General features: G+C 58.8%; 21 protein-coding genes. 12 read left to right on the forward strand and 9 right to left on the reverse strand.

What is annotated here, in order from left to right:
• Positions 1-78 precede the first annotated feature (78 nt).
• Positions 79-921 (reverse strand): hypothetical protein, encoded by an 843-nt coding sequence (locus tag AB7M22_RS12245; protein ID WP_454186481.1) that lies wholly within the window; start codon positions 919-921, stop codon positions 79-81.
• Between the two features lie 230 nt (positions 922-1151).
• Here AB7M22_RS12245 and AB7M22_RS12250 point away from each other — a divergent pair, with 230 nt between their 5' ends.
• The 5 genes from AB7M22_RS12250 (at position 1152) to AB7M22_RS12270 (ending at position 6492) form a co-directional block, all read left to right on the forward strand.
• Positions 1152-2177: a LacI family DNA-binding transcriptional regulator gene (locus AB7M22_RS12250; protein WP_454186482.1), complete on the forward strand. Its 1026-nt coding sequence runs from the start codon at positions 1152-1154 to the stop codon at positions 2175-2177.
• A 166-nt stretch (positions 2178-2343) separates the two neighbouring features.
• Positions 2344-3126, forward strand: coding sequence for a sugar phosphate isomerase/epimerase family protein (locus AB7M22_RS12255; protein ID WP_454186483.1), 783 nt, complete (start codon positions 2344-2346; stop codon positions 3124-3126).
• Entirely contained in the window at positions 3119-4105 is a 987-nt protein-coding gene (locus AB7M22_RS12260; protein WP_454186484.1) for a sugar kinase, read from the forward strand. The genes AB7M22_RS12255 and AB7M22_RS12260 overlap by 8 nt, the downstream gene beginning before the upstream one ends.
• A 101-nt stretch (positions 4106-4206) precedes the next feature.
• Positions 4207-5493, forward strand: a complete 1287-nt coding sequence (locus AB7M22_RS12265; RefSeq protein ID WP_454186485.1) for an MFS transporter — start codon at positions 4207-4209, stop codon at positions 5491-5493.
• 21 nt (positions 5494-5514) lie between these two features.
• Positions 5515-6492 carry a 2-hydroxyacid dehydrogenase gene (locus AB7M22_RS12270; protein WP_454186486.1) on the forward strand — a complete coding sequence of 326 codons (978 nt, stop codon included), beginning with the start codon at positions 5515-5517 and terminating at the stop codon, positions 6490-6492.
• Between the two features lie 130 nt (positions 6493-6622).
• Here AB7M22_RS12270 and AB7M22_RS12275 read toward each other — a convergent pair whose 3' ends face one another.
• The 4 genes from AB7M22_RS12275 to AB7M22_RS12290 form a co-directional block, all read right to left on the reverse strand.
• Complete coding sequence (locus AB7M22_RS12275) at positions 6623-7810, reverse strand: pyridoxal phosphate-dependent aminotransferase (protein ID WP_454186487.1); 1188 nt, start codon at positions 7808-7810, stop codon at positions 6623-6625.
• 40 nt (positions 7811-7850) lie between these two features.
• Entirely contained in the window at positions 7851-9476 is a 1626-nt protein-coding gene (locus AB7M22_RS12280) for a methyl-accepting chemotaxis protein (RefSeq protein ID WP_454186488.1), read from the reverse strand.
• A 340-nt stretch (positions 9477-9816) separates the two neighbouring features.
• Entirely contained in the window at positions 9817-10959 is a 1143-nt protein-coding gene (locus AB7M22_RS12285; RefSeq protein WP_454186489.1) for a glycerate kinase, read from the reverse strand.
• Positions 10960-11216: 257 nt separating this feature from the next.
• The gene (locus tag AB7M22_RS12290; protein WP_454186490.1) at positions 11217-12338 is read right to left on the reverse strand and encodes a sugar diacid recognition domain-containing protein; all 1122 of its coding nucleotides are present in this window, start codon (positions 12336-12338) and stop codon (positions 11217-11219) included.
• A gap of 169 nt (positions 12339-12507) precedes the next feature.
• Here AB7M22_RS12290 and AB7M22_RS12295 point away from each other — a divergent pair, with 169 nt between their 5' ends.
• The 3 genes from AB7M22_RS12295 to rarD all read left to right on the forward strand — a co-directional run bounded on the left by AB7M22_RS12295 (position 12508) and on the right by rarD (position 16631).
• Positions 12508-13818, forward strand: a complete 1311-nt coding sequence (locus AB7M22_RS12295; RefSeq protein ID WP_454186491.1) for an MFS transporter — start codon at positions 12508-12510, stop codon at positions 13816-13818.
• Between the two features lie 350 nt (positions 13819-14168).
• Positions 14169-15182, forward strand: coding sequence for an aldo/keto reductase (locus AB7M22_RS12300; RefSeq protein ID WP_454186492.1), 1014 nt, complete (start codon positions 14169-14171; stop codon positions 15180-15182).
• 561 nt (positions 15183-15743) lie between these two features.
• Positions 15744-16631 carry an EamA family transporter RarD gene (gene rarD, locus AB7M22_RS12305; RefSeq protein ID WP_454186493.1) on the forward strand — a complete coding sequence of 296 codons (888 nt, stop codon included), beginning with the start codon at positions 15744-15746 and terminating at the stop codon, positions 16629-16631.
• A gap of 188 nt (positions 16632-16819) precedes the next feature.
• Here the strand turns inward: rarD and hppD are convergent, their stop codons facing one another.
• Both hppD and AB7M22_RS12315 read right to left on the reverse strand, forming a co-directional pair.
• Positions 16820-17896 (reverse strand): 4-hydroxyphenylpyruvate dioxygenase, encoded by a 1077-nt coding sequence (hppD, locus tag AB7M22_RS12310; RefSeq protein ID WP_454186494.1) that lies wholly within the window; start codon positions 17894-17896, stop codon positions 16820-16822.
• A gap of 246 nt (positions 17897-18142) precedes the next feature.
• Entirely contained in the window at positions 18143-19090 is a 948-nt protein-coding gene (locus AB7M22_RS12315) for a DMT family transporter (protein ID WP_454186495.1), read from the reverse strand.
• 78 nt (positions 19091-19168) lie between these two features.
• Here AB7M22_RS12315 and AB7M22_RS12320 point away from each other — a divergent pair, with 78 nt between their 5' ends.
• The 3 genes from AB7M22_RS12320 (at position 19169) to AB7M22_RS12330 (ending at position 22276) form a co-directional block, all read left to right on the forward strand.
• Positions 19169-20041, forward strand: coding sequence for a LysR family transcriptional regulator (locus AB7M22_RS12320; protein WP_454186496.1), 873 nt, complete (start codon positions 19169-19171; stop codon positions 20039-20041).
• A gap of 100 nt (positions 20042-20141) precedes the next feature.
• On the forward strand, positions 20142-21677 hold the full coding sequence (locus AB7M22_RS12325; protein WP_454186497.1) for an EAL domain-containing protein: 1536 nt from the start codon (positions 20142-20144) through the stop codon (positions 21675-21677).
• A gap of 233 nt (positions 21678-21910) precedes the next feature.
• The gene (locus AB7M22_RS12330; RefSeq protein WP_007900052.1) at positions 21911-22276 is read left to right on the forward strand and encodes a histone-like nucleoid-structuring protein, MvaT/MvaU family; all 366 of its coding nucleotides are present in this window, start codon (positions 21911-21913) and stop codon (positions 22274-22276) included.
• Positions 22277-22452: 176 nt separating this feature from the next.
• Here AB7M22_RS12330 and AB7M22_RS12335 read toward each other — a convergent pair whose 3' ends face one another.
• Positions 22453-22956 (reverse strand): DUF4946 domain-containing protein, encoded by a 504-nt coding sequence (locus AB7M22_RS12335; protein ID WP_454188794.1) that lies wholly within the window; start codon positions 22954-22956, stop codon positions 22453-22455.
• Positions 22957-23112: 156 nt separating this feature from the next.
• On the opposite strand from AB7M22_RS12335, the gene gloA reads away from it, so the two are divergent.
• Positions 23113-23634 (forward strand): lactoylglutathione lyase, encoded by a 522-nt coding sequence (gloA, locus tag AB7M22_RS12340; RefSeq protein ID WP_454186498.1) that lies wholly within the window; start codon positions 23113-23115, stop codon positions 23632-23634.
• Positions 23635-23819: 185 nt separating this feature from the next.
• Here gloA and ahpF read toward each other — a convergent pair whose 3' ends face one another.
• Complete coding sequence (gene ahpF / locus AB7M22_RS12345) at positions 23820-25382, reverse strand: alkyl hydroperoxide reductase subunit F (protein ID WP_454186499.1); 1563 nt, start codon at positions 25380-25382, stop codon at positions 23820-23822.
• Positions 25383-25395 lie beyond the last annotated feature (13 nt).

The raw sequence follows: 25395 nt of genomic DNA on the forward strand, positions 1-25395 counted from the left end.
ATCAAAAGCGCAAAGATCTCATCAACCAACTAACGATTCATGCGCCTATATTTCACCGCGTACTGCCATATTATTAACTCACCCTGGACCACAGGACTCATCACCTGGAACGATTCTGTCAATGCGGACCAGTGTCACTTTTGATTTCCCTACCAATTTTTTTCCACGATACACAGCGTAAGTAACCAATGCAGACGCATTGTTTTCCATCGGCTCAATATGCGGAATATACGGCTCTACAACTTCAACAAAACCTTCACGAATATCTTCATCACTCAGCGACTGGCGAATGATCTTTTTATAGGTATTTCCGATTGGATCGCCACTACCATTTTGACTCTTGTAACCTGTCCATTCTATTTCGCACCGGTCGCCAACCCTGAAACCCGTCAGCGCTGAAACCTTGATCTGTACCCCTTCCCAAATAGGCGGGTCGGCTTTGCAATTCAAATAACCATTTTCTTTATCCGTCTGCGGAAAGTCGACTTCTGGAAGATCAGTTGGTATCTCCGTATGGTCGATGGTCAGGTAGCGCTTAGATGATAGGGATTCGTTATCCGCAGTATTAAGCAGTCCATACCAGAGTCTAGCGACGCCGTTACTTTGCAAATATTCCGGTGCGATCCGAATGACAAACTCAGGCTGTATATCTGCTGGATAATATGTCTTTTCTATGCGCAGAACTATCAACCGGCCCTGTTCAAAACAAACCGCGAGGATGTCTCGTTCTCCCTGCTCTTTTGCCGGATTGGGCCAAAGAGGAATCACCACATCAATCCCGGTCTGCAGTCTATCCAGAGGGATATGACCTTCCGGATCATCATCTTCCACGCCGATGACCTTTGGTGCGTTTAACGTCATTGAGATCACGGATCGCATGAACGAATCCTCGATAAAAAGGCGGCTTTGTTCTTGAGTCATCAGCGCCGGACATTTGGCACAGCGGTGAAGAAATTAAGCATTAATTATCGGAATCGGACTACTGTCAGATCTGACAGGTCTGACGACCGCTGGTCGTTTTTTTTGCGAATTGTCCTTAAATCTGTGACCTGGCCACGCTTGACGTACGGGATGTATTGGTGTTTTCTGAAACCGGTTTCATAGCCATATGGCCCTTCATGCGAACTATTCCAATAACAAGGTCGCCCCCCATGAATGACTTCTCCGCCGCCCAACGCAGCCGCGTGACCATGCTCGACGTCGCCGAACACGCGGGAGTCTCCAAGGCCAGCGTTTCGCGTTTCATCGGCGATGACCGCGCCCTGCTCTCCGATGCCATTGCCTTGCGCATCGAGCAAGCGATCAGCGAGTTGGGCTACCGCCCGAACCAGATGGCCCGCGGCCTGAAACGTGGACGCACGCGTCTGATCGGCATGCTGATGGCCGATATCCGTAATCCTTATTCGATTGCCGTGATGCACGGGGTGGAAACCGCCTGCCGTCAGCACGGCTACAGCCTGGTGGTGTGCAACACCGATCGCGATGATGAGCAGGAGCGTCAGCACCTGGCGTTGCTGCGCTCGTACAACATCGAAGGCTTGATCGTGAACACCCTCGGCCATCACCGCGATGAGCTGCGCGAGTTGCATCAGGAAATGCCCATGGTGCTGGTGGATCGCAAAGTCGAGCAGCTCGATAGCGATCTGGTGGGGTTGGACAATCCGGCCGCCGTCGAGATGGCGGTTGCCCATCTTGAAGAACGCGGTTATCGCGATGTGCTGTTGGTGACCGAGCCGTATGACGGCACCAGTTCGCGGATCGAGCGGGTCAGCAGTTTCAAGGCGCAGATCGAGCGGCGTCCGGCGCTCTCGGGGGCGGTGGTTGAAACTGGCGGCGATCTGACCGCTCGTTTGAAAACCTTTCTGCAAACTCCCGGCCCTGGCCCGAAGGCGCTGTTTTGCGCCAACGGTATTGCCGCGCTGGCCAGCACTCATGCGTTGCGCGAGTTGAAGTGCAATCTGTTCGAGGATGTCGGGCTGATTGCCCTGGATGATCTGGATTGGTATCCGTTGGTGGGGAGCGGGATTACCGCGCTGGCCCAGCCGACGGCGGAGATGGGTGCGAGTGCGTTTGAGTGTTTGCTCAAGCGGCTGCGCGGGGATGACGGGCCGGTGCGGACGTTGGATTTTCCGGCGCGGTTGATTGTTCGGGGGTCGACCCTGGGGGATTTTCGGTGAATGTTCGGGCCTCTTCGCGGGCAAGCCTCGCTCCTACGGGTTTTGTGAACGCCACAGATCCCTGTAGGAGCGAGGCTTGCCCGCGAAGAGGCCCAAAAGACCACCCCACAACTCACATCAATATTTTTTTGACCAAAAATGAAACCGGTTTCAGAGGTGTACAACAATGAATAAACCACCCGTTTCCATCAGCCTTTCCAGCTACGGCGCCGACCTTGTTCGTGAACGCGGCCAGGGCTCGTTTATCGGCGTGTTGGCCGCCGCCGGCGCCACGCGCATTGAATGGCGCGAAGAGTTGCTGACCCTTGAAAATCCGACGCAACTGGCCGACGCCACCCAAGCCCTGGGGCTCGAAAGCGTCTATTCCTCGCCGATGGAATTGTGGTTGGCCGGGCAGTCGGCCCCCAATCCTGAACTGCTCTCGACCCTGAAGCGCGCCGAGGCATTCGGCGCCCAATGGCTGAAAGTTTCCCTGGGCTATTTCACCGACAACAACGATCTGCAAACACTCGCGCTGCAGTTGCAACAGAGCCCGGTGCAGCTGCTGGTGGAAAACGACCAGACCTTGCAGGGCGGTCGCATCGAACCTTTCCAGCGTTTCTTCGCCGACGTCGAGCAGCACAACCTGCCGATCAAAATGACTTTCGACATCGGCAACTGGCAATGGCAAGACCAGCCCGCCGCCAGTGCTGCGCGGTTGCTCGGCCGACACGTCGGTTACGTGCACTGCAAAGCGGTGGCGCGCCGGGCCGACGGCAAATTGGTGGCGGTGCCACCGGCCGCCAGCGACCTGCATCTGTGGGAGCAATTGCTGCGGCACATGCCCCAGGGCGTGATGCGCGCGGCGGAGTATCCGCTGCAAGGCGATGACCTGGTGCAGTTGACTACCGAGCACGTCGCCACCCTCGCCCTCCTCGGTCAATCCCGCCTGGAGCCCGCTCATGCCTGAGATCGATATTCTGTCGTTCGGTGAAACCATGGCGATGTTCGTCGCCGAGCAGAACGGTGAGCTGGCTGACGTCGAGCACTTCCACAAGCGCATTGCCGGGGCCGACAGTAATGTCGCCATTGGCCTGTCGCGATTGGGGTTTAACGTCGCCTGGCTGAGCCGGGTTGGCGCTGACTCTCTGGGTCGGTTCGTCATCGATACGCTGGAAAAACAAGGCCTGGATTGCAGTCACGTCGACATCGACCCGGCGCACCCCACCGGTTTTCAACTCAAGTCCCGCAGCGATGATGGCAGCGATCCGGTTGTCGAGTACTTCCGGCGTGGGTCGGCTGCCAGTCATTTGTCGGTGCAGTCCATTGCGCCGCAACTGCTCGAGGCCAGGCATCTGCACGCCACGGGCATTCCCCCGGCGCTGTCGGCATCGGCTAGGGAAATGTCCTTCGAACTGATGACCCGTATGCGCAATGCCGGGCGTAGCGTGTCGTTCGACCCCAATCTGCGCCCGAGCCTGTGGGCCAGCGAGCAACAGATGATCAGCGAGATCAACCGCCTCGCCACTCTCGCCCATTGGGTGTTGCCGGGTTTGAGCGAAGGACGTTTGCTCACCGGTTTCGAAGACCCCGCCGACATCGCGGCGTTTTACCTCGACCAAGGCGTTGAAGCCGTGGCGATCAAACTCGGGCCGCACGGCGCGTATTACCGAACCCATCTGGATGAAGGTTTCGTTGCAGGCGTGCCGGTGGAAACGGTGGTCGATACGGTCGGTGCCGGCGATGGGTTTGCCGTCGGCCTGATCAGCGCCCTGCTGGAAAACCACAGCGTTGCCCAAGCCGTGCAGCGTGCCAACTGGATCGGCAGCCGTGCGGTGCAGAGCCGTGGGGATATGGAGGGGTTGCCCACCCGAGCCGAAATGGATGCTGAATTTGAGGCCGCCTTCGCGGGCAAGCCTCGCTCCTACAGGTCTTGCGCGATCCCGTAGGAGCGAGGCTTGCCCGCGAAGAGGTCATAACAGTCACCGCAAAAAACTGATTCAAAACCGTTACCTGCTGCGACAAAAACAACAAGCTCAGGAGCATCACTATGAAAACCGCAACACTGGCCACCCGCCGCTGGTGGTACATCATGCCGATCGTGTTCATCACCTACAGCCTGGCGTATCTGGACCGCGCCAACTATGGGTTCGCCGCCGCCTCCGGCATGGCTGCTGACCTGATGATCACTCCCGGGCTGTCGTCCCTGCTCGGCGCGCTGTTCTTCCTCGGTTATTTCTTCTTCCAGATTCCGGGCGCGATCTACGCCCAGAAGCACAGCGTCAAGAAGCTGATTTTCGTCAGCCTGATCCTCTGGGGTGGCCTGGCGACCTTGACCGGGATCGTCTCCAACGCCTATTGGCTGATCGTGATTCGCTTCATGCTCGGGGTGGTCGAAGCCGCGGTGATGCCGGCGATGCTGGTGTACCTGTGCCACTGGTTCACCCGCGCCGAACGCTCGCGCGCCAACACTTTCCTGATCCTCGGCAACCCGGTGACCATGCTCTGGATGTCGGTAGTGTCGGGCTACCTGATCCAGCATTTCAGCTGGCGCTGGATGTTCATCATCGAAGGACTGCCGGCGGTACTGTGGGCGTTTATCTGGTGGCGTCTGGCCGATGATCGTCCGGCTCAGGCCAAGTGGCTGAGCGACCAGGAAAAGCACGACCTGGAAAGCGCCCTGGCCGCCGAACAGGTCGGCATCAAAGCGGTGAAAAACTACGCCGAAGCCTTCCGCTCGCCGAAGGTGATCATCCTCGCCTTGCAGTTTTTCTGCTGGAGCATCGGCGTCTATGGTTTCGTGCTGTGGCTGCCGTCGATCCTCAAGGCTGGGGCGAAAATGGACATGATCGAAGCAGGTTGGCTGTCGGCGTTGCCGTACTTGGCGGCGGTGATCGGCATGCTGCTGGTGTCCTGGGGCTCGGACAAACTGCAAAAGCGCAAACGCTTCGTCTGGCCGCCGCTGCTGATCGCCTCGATTGCGTTCTATGGCTCCTACGCCTTGGGCGCGGAACACTTCTGGTGGTCCTACACGCTGCTGGTGATTGCCGGTGCCTGCATGTACGCGCCGTACGGGCCGTTTTTCGCCATCGTCCCGGAAATCCTCCCGGCCAACGTTGCCGGCGGGGCCATGGCGCTGATCAACAGCATGGGCGCGCTCGGTTCGTTTGGCGGCTCTTATCTGGTCGGTTACCTGAACAGCTCCACCGGATCGCCCGGTGCCTCGTATTTGCTGATGAGCGGTGCGTTGCTGCTGTCGGTGGTGCTGACGATTTTCCTCAAGCCCGGCGCCAGTGACCGGGTCGCTGTGCGCCGGCCGGTGGCGGCTCATTCTTGATTTGATGTAGAGATGACGACGATGAAAAAGCAGGTTGTGCTGTACAAGAAACTCTCGCCGCTGCTGATGGCTCGCTTGCATGAGCACACCGAGGTGACGCTGATCGACAGCCTCGACGCCGAGGGCCTGGCGCAACTGCGCCGGGCCCTGCCCCGTGCCCAAGGGTTGCTCGGCGCCAGTCTGAAACTGGACGCCGGGTTACTGGATCTGGCACCGAACCTGGAGGCCATTGCCAGCGTGTCCGTCGGCGTCGACAACTACGACATCGACTACCTGACCGAGCGGCGGATCCTGCTCAGCAACACACCGGACGTGTTGACCGAGACCACCGCCGACACCGGTTTCGCGCTGATTCTGGCCACCGCGCGGCGGGTGGTGGAACTGGCGAACATGGTGCGTGCCAGCCAGTGGAAACGTAACATCGGCCCGGCGCATTTCGGCAGCGATGTGCACGGCAAGACGCTGGGCATCATTGGCATGGGGCGGATCGGTGAGGCATTGGCGCAGCGCGGGCATTTCGGTTTTGGCATGCCGGTGCTGTATCACAGCCATTCGCCGAAACCGGCGGTGGAACAGCGATTCAACGCGCAATACCGCAGCCTGAGCGAATTGCTGAAGCAGGCCGATTTCGTTTGCCTGACGTTGCCGCTCACCGCTGAAACCGAAGGGTTGATCGGCGCCGAACAGTTCGCCCTGATGCGTCCTGAGACGATCTTCATCAACATTTCCCGAGGCAAGGTGGTGAATGAGCCAGCGCTGATCGAGGCGTTGCAGCAGAAGCGGATTCGCGCGGCGGGGCTGGATGTGTTCGAGCGTGAGCCATTGGGACATGACTCGCCGTTGTTGCAGTTGAACAACGTGGTGGCGACGCCGCATATTGGGTCGGCGACGCATGAAACGCGAGAGGCGATGGCCCGGTGTGCGGTGGAGAATTTGTTGGCGGCGTTAGCTGGGGAGCGACCGGTGAATCTGGTGAATGCCGGGGCTTGGAAAGGCTGAGGACATTTGGCGTCTGTGAGTCAGTCTTCGCGGGCAAGCCTCGCTCCTACAGGGGATTTGTGGTGTTCACAAACCCCCTGTAGGAGCGAGGCTTGCCCGCGAAGAGGCCATCAAATTCAACACAAATCGATCAGGCCCGCCGCACCTGCAGCAACTCCGCCGCACACGAGGCAATCCGCGCACACGCATCCGCCAGCCTCACCTGATCCACCACCAGGCCAATGCGAATATGCCCCGCCGCGCTAGGCCCAAAGGCTTCGCCGGCCAGCACCGACACGCCATACACTTCAAGCAGCCGCTCGGCAAAATCTTGCGCGCCGAGCCCGGTCTGGCGCACATCGACCATCACGAACATCCCGCCATCGGGTTTGATCGGCCGGATGCCCGGACAACCGCTTAGCCTCGCGCACACCAGATCGCGACGCTGGCGATATTCCTCACGCATCAGCGCCACTTCCGGCAAGTCTTTATCGAGCGCCACTTGCGCAGCGTTCTGGACGAAATCCGGAATCCCGAACAGCATGCACAGCGACAGATGCATCAAGTGTTCAGCCAATGCTTTGGGGCCGATCATCCAGCCCACCCGCCAGCCGGTCATGGCATGGGATTTAGACAGACTGTTGATCGTCGCCGTGCGCTCGGCCATACCCGGCAGACTGGCCGGGCTGATGTGCTCGCCCTCATACAACAGGTCGCTGTAGACCTCGTCGCTGATCAGCCAGAGGTCATGCCGCACACACAGCGCCGCCAGTGCCTGCCAGTTCTTCAACGACAGGCTGGCACCGGAGGGATTGTTCGGGCTGTTGAGCAGGATGACGCGGGTTTTCGGGGTGATCAGCGCCGCGACATCCGCCGGTTCAACTCGAAAGCCGTTCTCCGGACGCACCGCCACCGGCACCACGCTCGCCCCGCAGGCGCCGAACACGCCTTCATAGGTCACGTACATCGGCTCGGCGACGATCACTTCGTCACCCGGATCGAGCAGGCATTGGGCAACCGAATACACCGCGCACTGCGCACCGGGCAGCACGATCACATGGTCGGCATCCACCTCCTGACCGCTGCGCCGCTGATGACGACTGGCGATGCTGCTGCGCAGTATGCGGGTGCCGCGTACATCCGAGTAATGGGTGTCGCCGGCCAACAGGCTGTCGATCGCGGCGTGAACGATCGGCAGCGGTGTATCGAAATCAGGGTCGCCGACCGACAGCAGCAGCACGTCGACGCCCTGCTCGCGCAATTCCAGCGCTCGATCATGAATCTTCCAGGCTGCCGCTCCGTCACCATCGATTCGTTGGGTCAAGGCTGAATAGCGCATGTACTTCTCCTAACGCGCGAGTTCCAGTTTCAACCCTATCTCAAATCACGAAACGCGCCACCATCGCGTTCAAATCAACCGCCAATCGCGACAATTCATGGGTGGCGGCGCTGGTCTGGTTGGCACCGGCGGCAGACTGGGTGGCCAAGTCGCGAATGTTCACCAGATTACGGTCGACTTCACGGGACACCTGAGCCTGTTCTTCCGAGGCGCTGGCGATCACCAGGTTACGCTCGTTGATCAGGTGAATCGATGAAGTGATCTGCTCCAGGGCGACACCCGCCGCACGGGCCATTTCCAGGGTGCTTTGGGTGCGTTGATTGCTTTGTTGCATCGACGAGACCGCTTCACCGGTGCCGTTCTGGATGCCGGCGACCATCTTCTCGATTTCCTGGGTCGATTGCGCGGTGCGATGGGCCAACGCCCTGACTTCGTCCGCCACCACCGCAAAGCCACGTCCGGCCTCCCCGGCACGGGCCGCTTCGATCGCGGCGTTGAGGGCCAGCAGGTTGGTCTGCTCGGCAATGGCGCGGATCACGTCCAGCACTTTGCCGATGTCGCGGCCTTGAGCGGCCAGGCCCTCGATCATCAACGCCGTGTTCTGCACGTCATGGGTCATGGTCTGGATCGCGTCGACGGTTTCCACCACCCGGTCACGACCTTCACGAGCGGCTTGTGTCGACTGGTTCGACGCTTCGGAGGTCGATACGGCATTGCGCGCCACTTCTTCCACGGCGGCGGTCATTTCGTTGACGGCGGTGGCGGCCTGTTCGATTTCGTTATTTTGCTGTTGCAAGCCACGGGACGCTTCTTGGGTCACGGTACTGAGTTCTTCCGCGGCGGCACCCAGTTGCGTCGCGGAGCCGGCGATCTGTTCGATGGTCTTGCGCAGGTTGGTCTGCATGGCTGCCAAGGCGCCGAGCAAACGGGCCGGTTCATCGTTGCCGTCGACTTCGATGACCTTGCTCAGGTTGCCGCCGGCAATGGTTTCGGCCGCGAGCACCGCACGGTTCAGCGGCGTGAGGATGCTGCGGGTCAACAGCCAGGCCAGCAGCACGGTCAGCAACGAAGCGATCACCGCCACCGTCACGATGCCGATAAAGGCTTCACTGTAGTGCTCGCCCGCCTTGGCCGACGCGGCTTTGGCATCGGCGGTGTTGAGCGCTACCAGTTTGTTCAGTTGCTCGCCCATCTGATCGGTGCCCTCCTTGATCCGCGTGTTGATCAGGGTACGCATCTCATCGAGTTTATTCTGCCGCGACAGCTCCAGCATCTGGCTCTGGGCCTGCATGTAATTCTCGAGGGTTGTCGCGAAGGTTTTGTACAGCGCCGCTTCTTCAGGACCGGCCGGCAAGGCGGCATAACTGGCTTGGGCGCTGCGCACCTTGTCGACGAGCACACCGATGCGAGTCTGGGCTTCCTGCAATGCGGCCGGATCACGGTTGACCAGTACGCGGAACGAGAGAATCCGCAGCCGCAGGACGTTTTCCGTCACGTTACCCAGAAACCCGATGCTGGGTAACTGCGTCATTTCCATATCGACAGAGGCCTGGCGGATGATCGACATGCGGTTCACGGCAAACACACCCAGCACGATGACCAGCAAGGCTATGAAGGCGAAACCCAGGAAAGCTCGAGGCGCGATGTTCAGATTACGCAGGGACATAGGATGATCTCGGTAATTGAGGCGGCGAGCATCCTTGCCGTGATCACTGTCGGGCGGGCGATGGCGCGCACCTTTCAGCCTAGCGCCACTGTTGTAATTGGTTTGTGTGCGCCTGTTAGCTGTATCGGCCGGGCTTGAGGTTTTTTGCAGGGGTTGGCGAAATATTTTTCAAGGGCGGCAGGAGTGTTTCAGCGGTGAAACACTCGTTAGCTTAAATGCAGAACCTGTAGGAGCGGGCTTGCCCGCGAAGGCGGCGGCACAGTCAACATTGGTGGTGCCTGACACACCGCTTCGCGGGCAAGCCCGCTCCCACAAGGATTTTTTTCTGCTGACGATTGAGTCAGGCCTTACGGGCCGCCACCCGCCACACCCGCGCAATATCACGGGCGCGCTCGCGCAACAAACGCGGCGCCTCGGCGCAGGCCTGCTCCAGTGTCATCGGCCCGCTTGCCAACGCGAAGGCGGCATCGATGCCATGCTCGTACAGCGCCTGATACCCCTCGCCCAACGTACCGGCGATGACGATGACCGGCACGCCGTGCTGGCGTGCAATGCGTGCCACGCCAAACGGGGTTTTGCCGCGCAGAGTCTGGGCATCGAAACGACCTTCGCCGGTGATCACCAGATCGGCGCCTTTGACCGCCTCAGCCAGCCCCACCAATTCGGCCACCACTTCCACTCCAGCCTGGAACTGCGCACCGAGAAACGCCTTGGCGGCAAACCCCAGGCCACCCGCTGCGCCGCTGCCCGGTTCGTCGCGCACGTCTTTGTCCAGGGCTTGCGCGCAGAGTTCGGCAAAGTGCCCGAGGGCCAGGTCCAGTTGCTCGACTTGCTCGGGCGATGCACCTTTCTGCGGGCCGAAAATCGCTGAGGCGCCATGAGGGCCGCACAGCGGGTTATTGACGTCGGCGGCGATGTCGAAGCGCACCTTGGCCAGACGCGGATCGATATCACTCAGATCGAGGCGGGCCAGTTGCGCCAAGGCCAGACCACCCGGCACCAGGGTTTGGTCCTGAGCGTCCAGCAGTTTCACCCCCAAAGCTTGCATCGCCCCGGCGCCGCCGTCGTTGGTGGCGCTGCCGCCAATCGCCAGGATCACCCGTTGCGCTCCGGCATCCAGCGCAGCGCGGATCAATTCACCGGTGCCGTAGGTGCTGCTGGTGCAGGCATCGCGCAGGTTCGGCGGAACCAGTTGCAGGCCACTGGCCTCGGCCATTTCGATGATTGCGGTATGGCTCTGTGGCAACCAGCCCCAAGCGGCATCGACCGTGGCACCCAGCGGCCCACGAACATGGGTACGACGCAGTTCGCCCTGGCACGCGGCCAGAATCGACTCGACCGTACCCTCCCCGCCGTCCGCCATCGGGCACTTGAGCAAGTGTGCAGCCGGCCAGACTTCCGCCAATCCCTGCGCTATGGCCTCGGCCACACCTTGGGCACTCAGACTGTCCTTGAACGAATCGGGGGCGATGACGATTTTCATGCGAATTCTCCAGTTCCAATGCGTCCATGCTGCCAGCCGCCATGAACAATAACGCCGGTCCGCTGCACAAGCAGGTATGAGGATTATTGTTCATTTCCACAAAACCCAGCGGAAGCAGCGTCGTTCACAAATCTGTGCACCACTACAAATCACTGTGGGAGCGGGCTTGCCCGCGATGGCGGTGTGTCAGTCACCATGCATGTTGGATGTGATGGCCTCTTCGCGGGCAAGCCCGCTCCCACAGGGAATTGTGTGACTCATGGGTTGGCGTCTGCCTGGGGCAGGAGCTGGACGCCGAGGTACAGGGCGAGCATTCCGTCCAGCTTTAGCGGGTCGACGCCGCTGAGTTCAGCGATTCGTTCCATGCGATAACGCAGACTGTTGCGATGGATGCCCAAGGCATCGGCACAGGCCTGGCTCTGGCCGTCGTGTTCGCACCAACTGCGCAGGGTCGCCAGCAGTTGGCCGTTGCCATCCTTGGCGATGACTTTGCGCAGCGGCCGCAGCAGTTCATCCAGCGCATCGTCGTTGCGGTGCCGCCAGAGCATCACCGGCAGCCGATAACGGTTCAGGGTCAGCAAGCGCGAATGCGGCAATACATCACGACCATAGGCCAACAGATCACCGACCCGACGATAGCAACGGCGCAATCCCGACAATCCATCGGCCTGCCCGCCCACGGCAATGCGCAAAATATTCCAGCCGAGGCCATCGAGCTTTTCCAGCAACCGATCGTTCTCGATCGCAGGCGTCGCCGGTCGGCACCACAGCAACGAAGACTTGGCCGAGCTTACGCACCAACTGTCCGGATAACGTGACATCAACCAGGCGCTGAGCGCTTCGACGGTCTGCCCCGGGCCGTGTTCCAGGCCCAATTCGAACAGGTACGGGACCCGCGTCAACTGCGGCTTGAGCCCCAACTGCTGCGCTTCGTCGAGCAACCGCGGTGAATCCCCCGCCTCGCTGAGTAGCAGCGCCAGCAGATCGTCGCAACGCTGGCGCCGCCATTGCTGCTCGGCCTGCTGGTTGCGCTGGCCCACCAGCATCTCGGCGGTCATGCGCACCAGTTCAGCGTAAGTGCGCAATTGCTCGGGTTCGCCGGTGATGCCCAGCACCCCAATCAAACGCTGATCGAGCAACAGCGGCAGGTTGATCCCCGGTTGTACGCCTTTGAGGTGAATCGCCGTTTGCGCATCGATTTCCACCACGCGCCCGTTGGCCAGCACCAGTTGCGCGCCTTCGTGGCGGGTGTTGATGCGCTCCGGCTCGCCGCTGCCGAGAATCAGTCCCTGACTGTCCATGACGTTGACGTTATAGGGCAGGATCGCCATCGCCCGGTCGACGATGTCCTGGGCCAGGTCGTGATCGAGTTCGAACATAGCGCGATTCCTTGAAAACGTGATGGGACGGGTTGTTCACCCGCACAGGCCTTGGTAGCAAACCCTGTGCTCAAGCACAAAGACAATCACCCAAGGGGTGGCCGAGACTCACTGGGCGACCAACGTTACCCTTGCGCCGCAAAAAATCATAATAAAGAGAGAGCCCGCCATGTCACAGAGCGCCACAGCTACCCTGGCCAACGCTGACGACAAAAATGCCGTCTACAAACGCATTACCCTGCGTTTGATCCCCTTCATTTTCATCTGCTACCTGTTCAACTACCTCGACCGGGTGAACGTCGGGTTTGCCAAACTGCAGATGCTCGACGCACTGAAATTCAGCGAAACCGTGTACGGCCTCGGCGCCGGGATCTTCTTCATCGGCTACGTACTGTGCGGCGTACCGAGCAACCTGGCCCTGACCAAATTCGGCCCGCGACGCTGGATCGCGTTGATGATGATCACCTGGGGCACGCTCTCGACCTGCCTGCTGTTCGTCACCACACCGACCGAGTTCTACACTCTGCGCCTGTTTACTGGTGCGGCCGAAGCCGGGTTCTTCCCGGGCGTGGTGCTTTATCTTTCGCAGTGGTTCCCGACGTTCCGTCGTGGCCGCATCATGGCGCTGTTCATGTCGGCGATCCCGGTGTCCGGTCTGCTCGGAAGCCCGTTTTCCGGCTGGATCCTCAACCACTTCGGCGCCGGCCAGGCCGGTTTGGCCGGCTGGCAGTGGATGTTCCTGCTGCAAGGCATTCCGACGGTGATCCTCGGCGCCCTCGCCTACTTCCTGCTCAGCGACAGTTATGCCAACGCCAAGTGGCTGACCCCTTACGAGCGTTCGGTGCTTGAGGCCGATCACGCGCAAGACCTGGCCAGCAAACCGAAAACCGCGACCGATTCGCTGTTGGCGGTGTTCAAGAACCCGGCGATCTGGGCTTTCGGCCTGATTTATTTCTGCATCCAGAGTGGTGTCTACGCGATCAACTTCTGGCTGCCGTCGATCATCAAGAACCTCGGTTTCAGCGATAACCTGGTGATTGGTTGGCTCAGTGCGATTCCGTACCTGCTGGCGGCGGTGTTCATGTTGATGGTCGGCCGCTCGGCGGACCTGCGCAAAGAACGCCGCTGGCACTTGGTGGTGCCGATGCTGATGGGCGCGGCGGGCTTGCTGATCGCGGTGAACTTCGCCGCCAACCCGGCCATCGCCATTCTTGGGCTGACCCTCGCCACCATGGGCGCCCTCACCGGTTTGCCGATGTTCTGGCCAGTGCCGACCGCCATGCTTAGCGCGGGTGCGGCTGCCGGTGGGTTGGCGTTGATCAACTCCATGGGGCAGATGGCGGGCTTCCTTAGCCCGTATCTGGTGGGTTGGGTCAAGGACAGCACCGGCTCGACCGATGCGGCGCTGTATCTGCTGGCGGGTGTGATTGTTTGTGGGAGTTTGCTGGCGTTGCGCATGACGCGGACGTTGCGGGGGTAAGGTTCAGGTTCAGCGAAAACAAAAACGGCCCTTTCGGGCCGTTTCTCATTTCGCGCATGCACAGATACTTTTGTGGCGAGGGGGCTTGCCCCCCGTTGGGTTGCGAAGCGGCCCCAAAACCATTCTCCGCAGTTTGTCAGTTAATCCGCGTTTGCCGGATTACGACTGCTGCGCAGCCGAACGGGGGCAAGCCCCCTCGCCACAACAGCCCTCTAACCACAACCACCCCCTAACCACAACAGCCCCCTCGCCACAGTTCCCACAGGAAACTGAGTCGATAATTCCGATTGCTCCGCGCAGCGGTTCTTGGTATTTGATTGAAGCTTTCTCACCAGTAAAAGGATTTCGTCATGAGCTATCGCACGCTGGGTCATTCGGGTTTACAGGTGTCGACCCTCACATTGGGCACCATGATGTTCGGCGAACAGACCAGCACCGAAGATTCCTTGCGGATCATCGACAAGGCTTGGGACCAGGGCATCAATTTCATCGACACCGCGGACGTCTACACCAACGGCCGCTCCGAAGAGATCGTCGGTGAAGCGATTGCCAATCGCCGTCAGGAATGGGTACTCGCCACCAAGGTCGGTTTCGGCCCGGTGGACGGTATGCCGAACCGCAGCGGCCTGAGCCGCAAGCATCTGTTCAACGGCATCGACGCCAGCCTGACGCGATTGGGCACCGATTATCTGGACATCTATTACCTGCACCGCGAAGACCACAACACGCCGTTGGAGGTCACGGTGTCGGCCATTGGCGATTTGATCCGCCAGGGCAAGATCCGCTATTGGGGCCTGTCGAACTACCGTGGCTGGCGCATTGCTGAAGTGATTCGTGTGGCTGACAAACTCGGTGTCGATAGACCGGTCATCAGCCAGCCGCTGTACAACATCGTCAACCGTCAGGCGGAAACCGAACAGATCACTGCAGCACAAAACTATGGTCTCGGCGTGGTGCCCTACAGTCCGCTAGCGCGTGGTGTGCTCAGCGGCAAGTACGCGCCCGACGTGACACCGGACGCCAACAGCCGCGCGGGCCGTCAGGACAAACGCATTCTGGAAACCGAATGGCGGGTTGAGTCCCTGCGCATTGCCCAGCAGATCCAGGAATACACTCAGGGCCGTGGCGTGGGCATCGTCGAGTTTGCGATTGCCTGGGTGCTGAACAATCGCGCCATCACCTCGGCCATCGTAGGCCCGCGCACCGAAGAACAGTGGGACGCGTACACCAAGGCGCAGGCGGTGAAGATCACAGCCGAGGACGAGGCGTTCATTGATTCGCTGGTGACACCAGGGCACGCGTCGACGCCGGGGTTCAATGACGTGAGTCATTTTGTGCCGGGGCGTAAACCGCATACGGCTTGAGATTTATCGCAGGCAAGCCAGCTCCCACAGGGTTTGGTGTCGATCACAAGATCTATTAGCGATCACGGCCTAATGTGGGAGTGGGCTTGCTCGCGATAGCGGTGGGTCAGTCACCAGGGATGTTGGATGTACCGGCCTCTTTGCAGGCAAGCCAGCTCCCACAGGGTTTGGTGTCGATCACAAAATCTGTTGGCGATCACGATCTAATGTGGGAGTGAGCCTGCTCGCGATAGCGGTGGGTCAGTCACCAGGGATGTTGGATGTACCGGCCTCTTCGCAGGCAAGCCAGCTCCCACAGGGTTTGGTGTCGTTCACAAGATCTGTTGGCGATCACGGTCTACTGTGGGAGTGAGCCTGCTCGCGATAGCGGTGGGTCCGTCACCAGGGATGTTGGATGTACTGGCCTCTTCGCAGGCAAGCCAGCTCCCGGTGTCGGTCTGCTGACTATGCTTTGGTTGAGGATCAGCCAGGATGTTGTAAATATTGATCACTCGGCCAATATTCAGCACAAAAACCACGTATCCTGCGCGCCCCGTTTGACCTTCAACCCGCGAGGACAGTTTGTCTAAAGGTATCGCTCTATCGGTCATAGCCTCGGTGCTGTTTGCCGTCATGTATTACTACACTTCGTTGCTCTCCCCCTTGAGCGGCGTAGAAATTTTCGGTTGGCGGATGCTGCTGACCGCGCCGTGCATGACAGTGTTCATGGTGGTGTCCGGCGAATGGAAACGCGTGGTGGAGATTGTGCGACGGCTGGTCAGCAAGCCGAAATTGCTTGTCGGCCTGATCGGCTCTGCAGTGCTGCTGGGCCTGCAACTCTGGTTGTTCATGTGGGCGCCGCTCAACGGTTATAGCCTCGACGTGTCGCTGGGGTATTTCCTGTTACCGCTGTCCATGGTCCTGACCGGACGAATCGCCTATGGCGAGCGTCTTTCCTATCTGCAGAAAATAGCCGTGTTCTTCGCCAGTCTCGGCGTGCTCAACGAGTTGTATCAGGTCGGCGGTTTTTCCTGGGCGACCTTGCTGGTGGTGGTCGGTTATCCGATTTATTTCATCGTGCGCAAGCGCCTGGCCACCGACAACCTTGGCGGACTCTGGCTGGACATGGCGTTGATGCTACCAGTGGCGTTCTGGTTCGTGCAGGGCGGCGAACAAGGTTTCGGCGTGTTTGATCAACATCCGTGGCTGTCGCTGTTGATCCCGATACTCGGGGTGATCAGTGCTTCGGCGCTGGTGGTCTACATCATTGCCAGTCGGCTGCTGCCGTTCAGCCTGTTCGGGTTGTTGAGTTACGTCGAGCCGGTGCTGCTGCTCGGCGTTGCGTTGCTGCTGGGGGAAAGTATCAAGGCCGGCGAATGGCTGACCTATATTCCGATCTGGTTGGCGGTGGTGGTGTTGGTGTTTGAAGGGTTCAAGCACCTGGTCCGGCAACGACGCCGGCCGATGTAATTGTAGGAGCGAGGCTTGCCCGCGAAGCTTTTAGCGTCTTCAAGGTCCCCTTCGCGGGCAAGCCTCGCTCCTACAGTGGTTTTGTGTGATCCAGAATAATTTTGCGTGATCCGAAAATGGTTTTTCACGATCCGAAAAAAGCCCGGCCAGCATTGCTGCTGACCGGGCTTTTTCACGCCTGAAACGGGTTAATCGGTGGAGAGCACACCCCGACGAACCTGATCACGCTCGATGGATTCGAACAGCGCCTTGAAGTTGCCTTCACCGAAACCATCGTCGCCTTTACGCTGGATGAATTCGAAGAACACCGGGCCCATCAGGGTTTCCGAGAAGATCTGCAGCAGCAGACGCTTGTCGCCCGACTCGGACGAACCGTCCAGCAAAATACCCCGCGCTTGCAGTTGATCGACCGGCTCGCCGTGGTTCGGCAAACGGCCTTCGAGCATTTCGTAGTAGGTGTCCGGCGGCGGCGTCATGAAGCGCATGCCGATGCTTTTCAGGTGATCCCAGGTCTTGATCAGGTCATCGCTGAGGAAGGCCACGTGCTGGATGCCCTCACCGTTGAACTGCATCAGGAACTCTTCGATCTGCCCCGCGCCCTTGGACGACTCTTCGTTCAGCGGGATACGGATCATGCCATCCGGCGCGGTCATGGCCTTGGAAGTCAGGCCGGTGTATTCGCCTTTGATATCGAAGTAACGGATTTCGCGGAAGTTGAACAGCTTCTCGTAGAAGTTGGCCCAGTAGGCCATGCGCCCGCGATACACGTTGTGGGTCAGGTGATCGATGATCTTCAGACCGGCCCCGACCGGATTGCGGTCCACGCCTTCGATGAACACGAAGTCGATGTCGTAGATCGAGCTGCCTTCACCGAAACGGTCGATCAGGTACAGCGGCGCGCCGCCAATGCCTTTGATCGCCGGCAGATGCAGTTCCATCGGACCGGTTTCGATGTGGATCGGTTGGGCGCCGAGTTCCAAGGCACGCTTGTAGGCCTTTTGCGAATCCTTGACGCGGAACGCCATGCCGCACACCGACGGACCGTGCTCTGCCGCGAAGTACGACGCCACGCTGTTGGGTTCGTTGTTGAGGATCAGGTTGATCGCGCCCTGGCGATACAGGTGCACGTCTTTGGAACGGTGGGTCGCAACCTTGGTGAAGCCCATGATCTGGAAGATCGGCTCCAGGGTGTTCGGGGTCGGCGATGCGAATTCGATGAACTCAAAGCCCATCAGGCCCATTGGGTTTTCGTATAAATCTGCCATTTTTGCGCCTCATCAGTTCTTATCAATTAACGGATCGTTAGTTGCTAGCAATGCTGAGACCGGCGGGCGGCGCGCAGGAGATGCCCCGCACGCTGCGGGCGAGGAAGTCACCGTAGATCAATTGAAACCCAAAACTCTTCATTGTCGACCCAAGGCTCTTGCGGGCGAGGCTTCTGCTGCCAGAAGACGATTATTCTTATATGCGTAAACCGATTCTACACAGCGTAAATCAGTTTGTCCGCCTTCTTATAAAATCCCCCTTTTTGTGGCCTGCGCAAGCGGTTTGTTGCACAGAAAAATCCCCGTCAGGATCAGCACGCCACCCAGGCACATCGCCAGTGTCAATTGCTCGCCCAGCAGCAACGCGCCAAAAAGAACGGCGGTCAGCGGGTTCAAGGCGATAAACACACCCGAACGCGTTGCACCGATTTTGCGGATACCGTCGTAATAACCAATATAGGCCAATGCCGAACCCAGCACGCCCAGGTACATCAGGCTCAACCATTGTTGCGTACCAAGTTCGGCCAGCGCCGCGACACTCAGCTCACCACGCACGGCGCTAGTCACCCATAGCATCAGCGTGCCCAACAGAATCGAATACGTGACTGTCTGCACCGGCCCCAGCGTTTGATTCAGGCCTTTGGAGAACAGCGAATAAATGCCCCAGCCGAGCACGCAACCGAAGATCAACAGATCGCCGACCCAGGCATCAGTACCACCGGCCAGCAATTGCGGATTGCGACTGACGATCACCAGACTGGCTCCGGCTATGCAGATCGCAATACCGGCCACTTTCGCCCGGCTCAGTCGTTCCTTGAACAGCAGCCACGACGCCAGGCCGATCACGGCCGGGTTCAACGCCACGATCAAGGACGCCCGTGACGCGTTGATGTAGTGCAGTCCATAAAAGAAGCACAGGTTGTAGAAAAAAATTCCGAAGAATCCCAGCAGCGCCAATTGCAGCCATTGTCGAGGGCTGGGCCGCACCAAAGGCACCCGCGCCAGCAATAAAAACAGCAGCAACCCCACACTCGCCAGCAAAAACCGCAGGCTCGCGGCCAACAACGGACTGAGGCTGTCGGCCAGAAATCGCCCGGCGACGAATGTCCCGCCCCAGATCATGGTGACGGCGGCAAGCTTCAGATAAACCGGTACATCCGAAGAATTCGCCAGGGTCTGTTCACACGCAGTCATAAGTCTCCACCATCAGAAATCGGGTACATGGCGTATCATTCGACTAATGTCCCATCATCGTAAAATGAGTAAATACTCATGACCCTGACGCAACTCGAGATTTTCTCGCTGGTGGCCGAACTGCGCGGCTTCACGGCGGCGGCCCATCGTTTGGAGATTTCCCAATCCGCGGTGTCCCACGCGCTCAAATCCCTGGAACAGGAATTGGGCGTAGAACTGCTGCGTCGGCATCAGTCCCAGGTCGAGCTGAGTGACATCGGCCAGCAGCTATTGCTGCGCGCTCGGGCGATGCTCGGGCTGGCCAACACGTTGCGCCAGGAAGCGGCCGATGCTCGCGGGATGAAACGCGGCACCCTGCGCATCGGCTCGTTCGGCCCGACCTCATCGATCAAATTGCTGCCGAGGATCCTGCAACTCTACCGCGCCGCACACCCGGGCATTGAAGTTCACATCGACGAAGGGCCGGATCGCCAGGTGATCCAGTGGCTGGAAGAACGGCGTATCGATATCGGCTTCGTGGTGTTGCCCCAGGAGCGTTTCGACACTTTCAGGCTGATCGAGGACCAGATGGTCGCGCTGCTGCCGGCCGGCCATGCGCTGGCCGGTCGCGACAGTTTGAGCTTGAGCGATTTATGCCACGACCCGTTTGTACTGACCGAAGCCGGCTCTGCGGAACTGGTGTCGCGCCTGTTTAATGCAGCGCGATTGACGCCGAACATTCGGTATCGCTGTTCGCAGTTGCTCAGCACGCTAGACACCGTAGGCCGTGGTGATGCCCTGACCGTTGTCGCCGAAGGCTCATTGCCTGACGACAACGACAGCCGCTACGTGAAAAAACCGCTGTCGCCACCGATCAGTCGCCAGGTCGGGCTGGCGGTGCTCGATCAGCGTCAGTCATCACCTGCAACGCTGGCCTTTATCAAACTGGCTTCGAGCCTGAATGATCATTGAACGGCATAAGTGCTGTCGGCCAACTATCATGGCTGAACTCTTCTGGGCGGCGTGTCGTGCCAGCCTTTGAGAGCCCTCTTTTATCGCGATGGATTTGCGAATGCCACTGAACGTCAAAAGCCGCCGTAAACGTGGCACCCGGATCGTTGTGACTGTTCTGAGCGGGCTACTCCCGGTTTTGCTGGGGTTCGCCATTCTCTATCTGCAGGCTGAACGTACCCTCAAGCAAAGTACTGAACTGACTGGCGAAGAAGCCATTCGCCAGTTCGAGTTGATGCTCGACAACACCGCCCAAGCAGCGCACGAACTATTGCCGCTGGCCGGCCAAAACTGCAACGACGTCAAACTGGCCCTGCGTGAACAAGTCACCCGCCGGCCGTTCGTGCGCTCGACCAACCTTGTGTGGGACAACAACCTCTATTGCAGTTCGTTGTTCGGTGAATATCAGGAAAAGATCAATCCCGGCGACTACACCCAAGGCAAGCTATGGCTCATGAACGGCAATCCGGTCACGCCCAATACCGCGTTGTTGGTGTATCGGCTGAATGAAGGAAACCAGGGCGCATTGACCACGCTGAACGGTTATCACCTGAGTCACGTGCTGCGCCTGATTGGTCGCAAAACATTATTGTTACTGCGAGTAGGCCCTAATTGGCTGTCCGCCGACGGCAAAGTCCACAACGACGCCCTGCCCGTTTTGCCGGTGGCGCAAAACACGCTGATGTCTGCGCGATATGCCTTCACGGTGGCCGCCGGTTTCCCCGAAGGAGAAATCTGGCGTTACATGCGCAGTGAGTACCCGCCGCTGTTCAGTCTGTTGATGTTCTTCGGTGTGGTGTCAGGCTCGATCGGGCATGTCCTGCAGAAGCGTTCGACGTCGCCTAGTCGTGAAATGCAGCGGGCGCTGGAGGCAGCAGAGTTCATTCCGTATTTCCAGCCCGTAGTGCATGGCGACAATAAGCTGTGGTCCGGTGCCGAAGTATTGATGCGCTGGAAACATCCCAAGGAAGGCTTGGTACGCCCTGACCTGTTCATTCCGTTTGCCGAACATTCCGGGCTGATCGTGCCGATGACTCGCTCGTTGATGCAACAAACCGCCGCATTGCTGGGCCCCTTGTCGGCATCGTTCGAGGGGCCGCTTCACATTGGCATCAACATCACCGCCAGCCACTGCCGGGATCTGGAGCTGGTCGAGGACTGCCGTGAGTTCCTCAGCGCTTTCGCCCCGGGCAGTATCAACCTGGTGCTGGAGCTGACCGAACGCGAACTCATCGAGCCGACAGACATCACCCTGCAATTGTTCGAACAGCTTCACGGGTTGGGCGTGATGATCGCGATCGATGACTTTGGCACCGGTCACTCAAGCCTGGATTACTTGCGTCAGTTCAATGTGGACTTCCTGAAAATCGACCAGAGCTTTGTCGCCATGATCGGTATCGATGCCCTCTCCCGCCACATTCTGGACAGCATCATCGAACTCTCGGCCAAACTCGATCTGGGTATCGTCGCCGAAGGCGTGGAAACCGAGGAGCAAAGTGACTATCTGACCGCCCACGGCGTGAACTTCCTGCAAGGTTATCTGTTCGGTCGACCGATGCCCGGTGCAGACTTCATTAGTGCATTAAGTGATCATTAACTAACCACCTTAAGCACCAAGATCATGATGATACGCACCAAATTGAATCAAAAGACTACTCTTGTTACATGAAGAAAAAGTCAGGATTTACTCTTGGCCAATTAACTACTACAATTTTTCATACCTGTGCAGAACTGGCAGGTGAGTCATTATCACCGAGTCGCTTCAAGGCTCTTGGCTTATAGCTTTGTTTGCGGTTGGTATCAGCCAAACACACTATTGGAGTAAAGATATTGTCCAGACTCGCTGAATTCCGTGCAGCCGAAAAGGCCCTTCAAGAACAGCTCAAGCAGTTGGAATCGCTGAAGAACGATGCCGGGCTCAAGAAAGAAATCGAATTCGAAGAAAAGCTCCAGGGGCTGATGAAAACCTACGGCAAGAGCTTGCGCGACATCATCGCCATCCTCGATCCGAACCCGGCGAAATCCGGCCTGCAGCAGGCAACAGCGCCTAAAACCCGCCGCGCTCGCGTGGTCAAGGTCTATCAGAACCCGCACACCGGTGAACTGATTGAAACCAAGGGTGGCAACCATCGCGGCCTGAAAGCCTGGAAGGAACAATACGGTGCCGCCACCGTTGATTCCTGGCTGCGTGGCTAAGCACTCGCGGTCATAAAAAAAGCCCTGCCAATGCAGGGCTTTTTTCATGGATGGCGTCTAAATGCAACGATAGTCGCCGATCAACTCGTTACATGCTGATCAACTTTATGCTTAATCCCTTTGGCTATCTAGAAAATGCCGAACACGCAGAAACCTACTGATACGCAAACCTTAAACTAAAGTTTCAAGCTGTTTCGAGCAGCCGCTATGTCGTCCTGACTTGCCTTATAAACCTCTGCCTGCCCCGCATAGGAAAGAACATAGGCCTTATCGGTGTCTACCGCAGCAACCAATGTTTGAGACAGCACATGTCGACCGTTCTGCGTAATCGTGCAGGTAGTTTCCAGTGCCGATAGCCGGCTCAAGGTAGTCGGGTGAATCTTAGTGCAAACGCTCTGATACCCACCCTGAAAAAAGTCCTTTTGCACCGACTTGCGCATTTCCAGCAGCACGCCTTCCAGATTCACCTGGTGACCACTTTCTACCTGAGTCATGGTCAACTCCATCACCATCACCGGTGCACCGTCCTGGTCGTTTTTTACCGCGCGCTGCCGGGAAACCTGTGGGTTGGCCTCATCTTGAGAGACGACCTCGACGGTCCATCCGTTTGGCCAGGTCACGACCGGGGCTTCTGCATGAGCAGTGGTAACACCTGAAAGCAGACACATCAGGACGAGCATCGATTGACAGAATCGGGTCATTGCAAAGAACACTCACGAATAGAGCCGTAAAGTCTGAGCCTCACCCGCCTGTCAGGCAAGCCTGCGGTTTTGGTTTGGCGATGCCGGAGCCCTTGCGTATCATTGTGACCATTCTTGGATTTTCCGGAGGGCCCCATGAGCCTGCACGAACTCAATACATTTCCCGGTGTGACCGCCCAACCCGACACCGCCACCCAGAAGTTCGTCTTCAACCACACCATGCTGCGGGTCAAGGACATCACCAAGTCCCTGGATTTCTACACCCGCGTCCTGGGTTTCTCGCTGGTGGAGAAACGCGATTTCCCGGAAGCCGAGTTCAGCCTGTATTTCCTGGCGCTGGTCGATAAAAACCAGATCCCGGCCGATGCCGCGGCTCGTACCGAGTGGATGAAGTCGATCCCCGGCATTCTCGAATTGACTCACAACCACGGCACCGAGAACGACGCGAATTTCGCCTATCACAATGGCAACACCGACCCACGCGGCTTCGGCCATATCTGCATTTCGGTGCCGGACATCCGCGCCGCATGCGAGCGCTTCGAAGCACTGGGCTGCGATTTCCAGAAACGCTTGAACGACGGTCGCATGAAGAGCCTGGCCTTCATCAAGGACCCGGATGGTTACTGGGTCGAGATCATTCAGCCTGCACCGCTGTAAGCCCCACACACAGAAATGATCGTTCCCACGCTCTGCGTGGTAACGCCTCCTGTGACGCTCTGCGTCACGCTTTGGGACGCGGAGCGTCCCGGGCTGCATTCCCACGCAGAGCGTGGGAACGATCAGTGAAAGACACAAAAAACCCCATGATCGCTCATGGGGTTTTGTGTTTTCAGCGTCGGCGCTTATGCAGGCGCCGAGGTGCGGATCAAGTGATCGAATGCACTCAGGGAAGCCTTCGCGCCCTCGCCCACCGCAATCACGATCTGCTTGTACGGCACGGTGGTCACGTCACCGGCCGCGAACACGCCGGGCATCGACGTTTCACCGCGGGCATCGACGATGATCTCGCCGCGTGGTGACAGCTCGATGGTGCCTTTGAGCCAATCGGTGTTAGGCAACAGACCGATCTGCACGAAGATCCCTTCCAGCTCGACAGTGCGCAACTCGTCCGACTGACGATCCTTGTAGTGCAGGCCGTTGACCTTTTGGCCATCGCCGGTCACTTCAGTGGTTTGCGCACTGGTGATCACCGTAACGTTCGGCAGGCTGTGCAACTTGCGCTGCAACACTGCATCGGCGCGCAGTTGGACGTCGAACTCCAGCAGGGTCACGTGGGACACGATACCTGCCAGGTCGATGGCCGCTTCGACGCCGGAGTTACCGCCACCGATCACCGCCACACGCTTGCCTTTGAACAGCGGACCGTCACAGTGCGGGCAGTACGCTACGCCCTTGTTGCGGTATTGCTGCTCACCGGGAACGTTCATTTCACGCCACCGGGCACCGGTCGCCAAAATCACGGTCTTGGCTTTCAAGGAGGCGCCGCTGGCGAAATGGATTTCGTGCAGTTCGCCATTTTTACCCGGCACCAGCTTGTCGGCGCGTTGCAGGTTCATGATGTCCACGTCGTACTGCTTGACGTGTTCTTCCAGCGCCACAGCCAGTTTCGGCCCTTCAGTTTCCTGCACGGAGATGAAGTTCTCGATGGCCATGGTGTCGAGCACCTGACCACCAAAACGTTCCGCCGCCACACCGGTGCGAATGCCTTTACGAGCAGCGTAGATCGCCGCCGAAGCACCGGCCGGGCCACCGCCGACGACCAGTACGTCAAAGGCTTCTTTGGCGCTGATTTTCTCGGCCTGACGCTCGATGCCGCTGGTGTCGATCTTGGCGAGGATCTCTTCAAGGCCCATGCGGCCCTGGCCGAAGTTAACGCCGTTCAGGTAAATGCTTGGGACGGCCATGATCTGGCGCTCGTCGACTTCAGCCTGAAACAGAGCGCCATCGATGGCGACGTGGCGGATGTTCGGGTTCAGTACAGCCATCAGGTTCAATGCCTGGACCACGTCCGGGCAGTTCTGGCAGGACAGCGAGAAGTAAGTCTCGAAGTTGAACTCGCCCTTGAGCGAGCGTATCTGCTCGATCACTTCAACGCTGGCCTTCGATGGGTGGCCGCCGACTTGCAGCAGGGCCAGCACCAAGGACGTGAATTCGTGGCCCATCGGGATACCGGCGAAACGCAGGCTGATGTCGGCCCCCGGGCGGTTGATCGAGAACGATGGTTTGCGTGCATCGTCACCGTTGTCGAGCAAAGTAATCTGGGTAGAAAGACTGGCAACGTCTTTGAGTAATGCGAGCATTTCCTGGGATTTCGCACCGTCATCGAGGGATGCAATGATCTCGATCGGCTGGGTGACCCGTTCCAGGTACGATTTCAACTGGGCTTTAAGATTGGCGTCCAACATACGGGCGATTTCC

Source organism: Pseudomonas sp. ADAK2 TE3594 (assembly GCF_053628675.1).

Excerpts from the sequence above, each read along its gene's own strand:
- AB7M22_RS12245 (WP_454186481.1), bottom strand. The coding sequence starts at position 921 with ATGACTCAAGAACAAAGCCGCCTTTTTATCGAGGATTCGTTCATGCGA.
- AB7M22_RS12250 (WP_454186482.1), top strand. The coding sequence starts at position 1,152 with ATGAATGACTTCTCCGCCGCCCAACGCAGCCGCGTGACCATGCTCGAC.
- AB7M22_RS12255 (WP_454186483.1), top strand. The coding sequence starts at position 2,344 with ATGAATAAACCACCCGTTTCCATCAGCCTTTCCAGCTACGGCGCCGAC.
- AB7M22_RS12260 (WP_454186484.1), top strand. The coding sequence starts at position 3,119 with ATGCCTGAGATCGATATTCTGTCGTTCGGTGAAACCATGGCGATGTTC.
- AB7M22_RS12265 (WP_454186485.1), top strand. The coding sequence starts at position 4,207 with ATGAAAACCGCAACACTGGCCACCCGCCGCTGGTGGTACATCATGCCG.
- AB7M22_RS12270 (WP_454186486.1), top strand. The coding sequence starts at position 5,515 with ATGAAAAAGCAGGTTGTGCTGTACAAGAAACTCTCGCCGCTGCTGATG.
- AB7M22_RS12275 (WP_454186487.1), bottom strand. The coding sequence starts at position 7,810 with ATGCGCTATTCAGCCTTGACCCAACGAATCGATGGTGACGGAGCGGCA.
- AB7M22_RS12280 (WP_454186488.1), bottom strand. The coding sequence starts at position 9,476 with ATGTCCCTGCGTAATCTGAACATCGCGCCTCGAGCTTTCCTGGGTTTC.
- AB7M22_RS12285 (WP_454186489.1), bottom strand. The coding sequence starts at position 10,959 with ATGAAAATCGTCATCGCCCCCGATTCGTTCAAGGACAGTCTGAGTGCC.
- AB7M22_RS12290 (WP_454186490.1), bottom strand. The coding sequence starts at position 12,338 with ATGTTCGAACTCGATCACGACCTGGCCCAGGACATCGTCGACCGGGCG.
- AB7M22_RS12295 (WP_454186491.1), top strand. The coding sequence starts at position 12,508 with ATGTCACAGAGCGCCACAGCTACCCTGGCCAACGCTGACGACAAAAAT.
- AB7M22_RS12300 (WP_454186492.1), top strand. The coding sequence starts at position 14,169 with ATGAGCTATCGCACGCTGGGTCATTCGGGTTTACAGGTGTCGACCCTC.
- hppD (WP_454186494.1), bottom strand. The coding sequence starts at position 17,896 with ATGGCAGATTTATACGAAAACCCAATGGGCCTGATGGGCTTTGAGTTC.
- AB7M22_RS12315 (WP_454186495.1), bottom strand. The coding sequence starts at position 19,090 with ATGACTGCGTGTGAACAGACCCTGGCGAATTCTTCGGATGTACCGGTT.
- AB7M22_RS12320 (WP_454186496.1), top strand. The coding sequence starts at position 19,169 with ATGACCCTGACGCAACTCGAGATTTTCTCGCTGGTGGCCGAACTGCGC.
- AB7M22_RS12325 (WP_454186497.1), top strand. The coding sequence starts at position 20,142 with ATGCCACTGAACGTCAAAAGCCGCCGTAAACGTGGCACCCGGATCGTT.
- AB7M22_RS12335 (WP_454188794.1), bottom strand. The coding sequence starts at position 22,956 with ATGCTCGTCCTGATGTGTCTGCTTTCAGGTGTTACCACTGCTCATGCA.
- gloA (WP_454186498.1), top strand. The coding sequence starts at position 23,113 with ATGAGCCTGCACGAACTCAATACATTTCCCGGTGTGACCGCCCAACCC.
- ahpF (WP_454186499.1), bottom strand. The coding sequence starts at position 25,382 with ATGTTGGACGCCAATCTTAAAGCCCAGTTGAAATCGTACCTGGAACGG.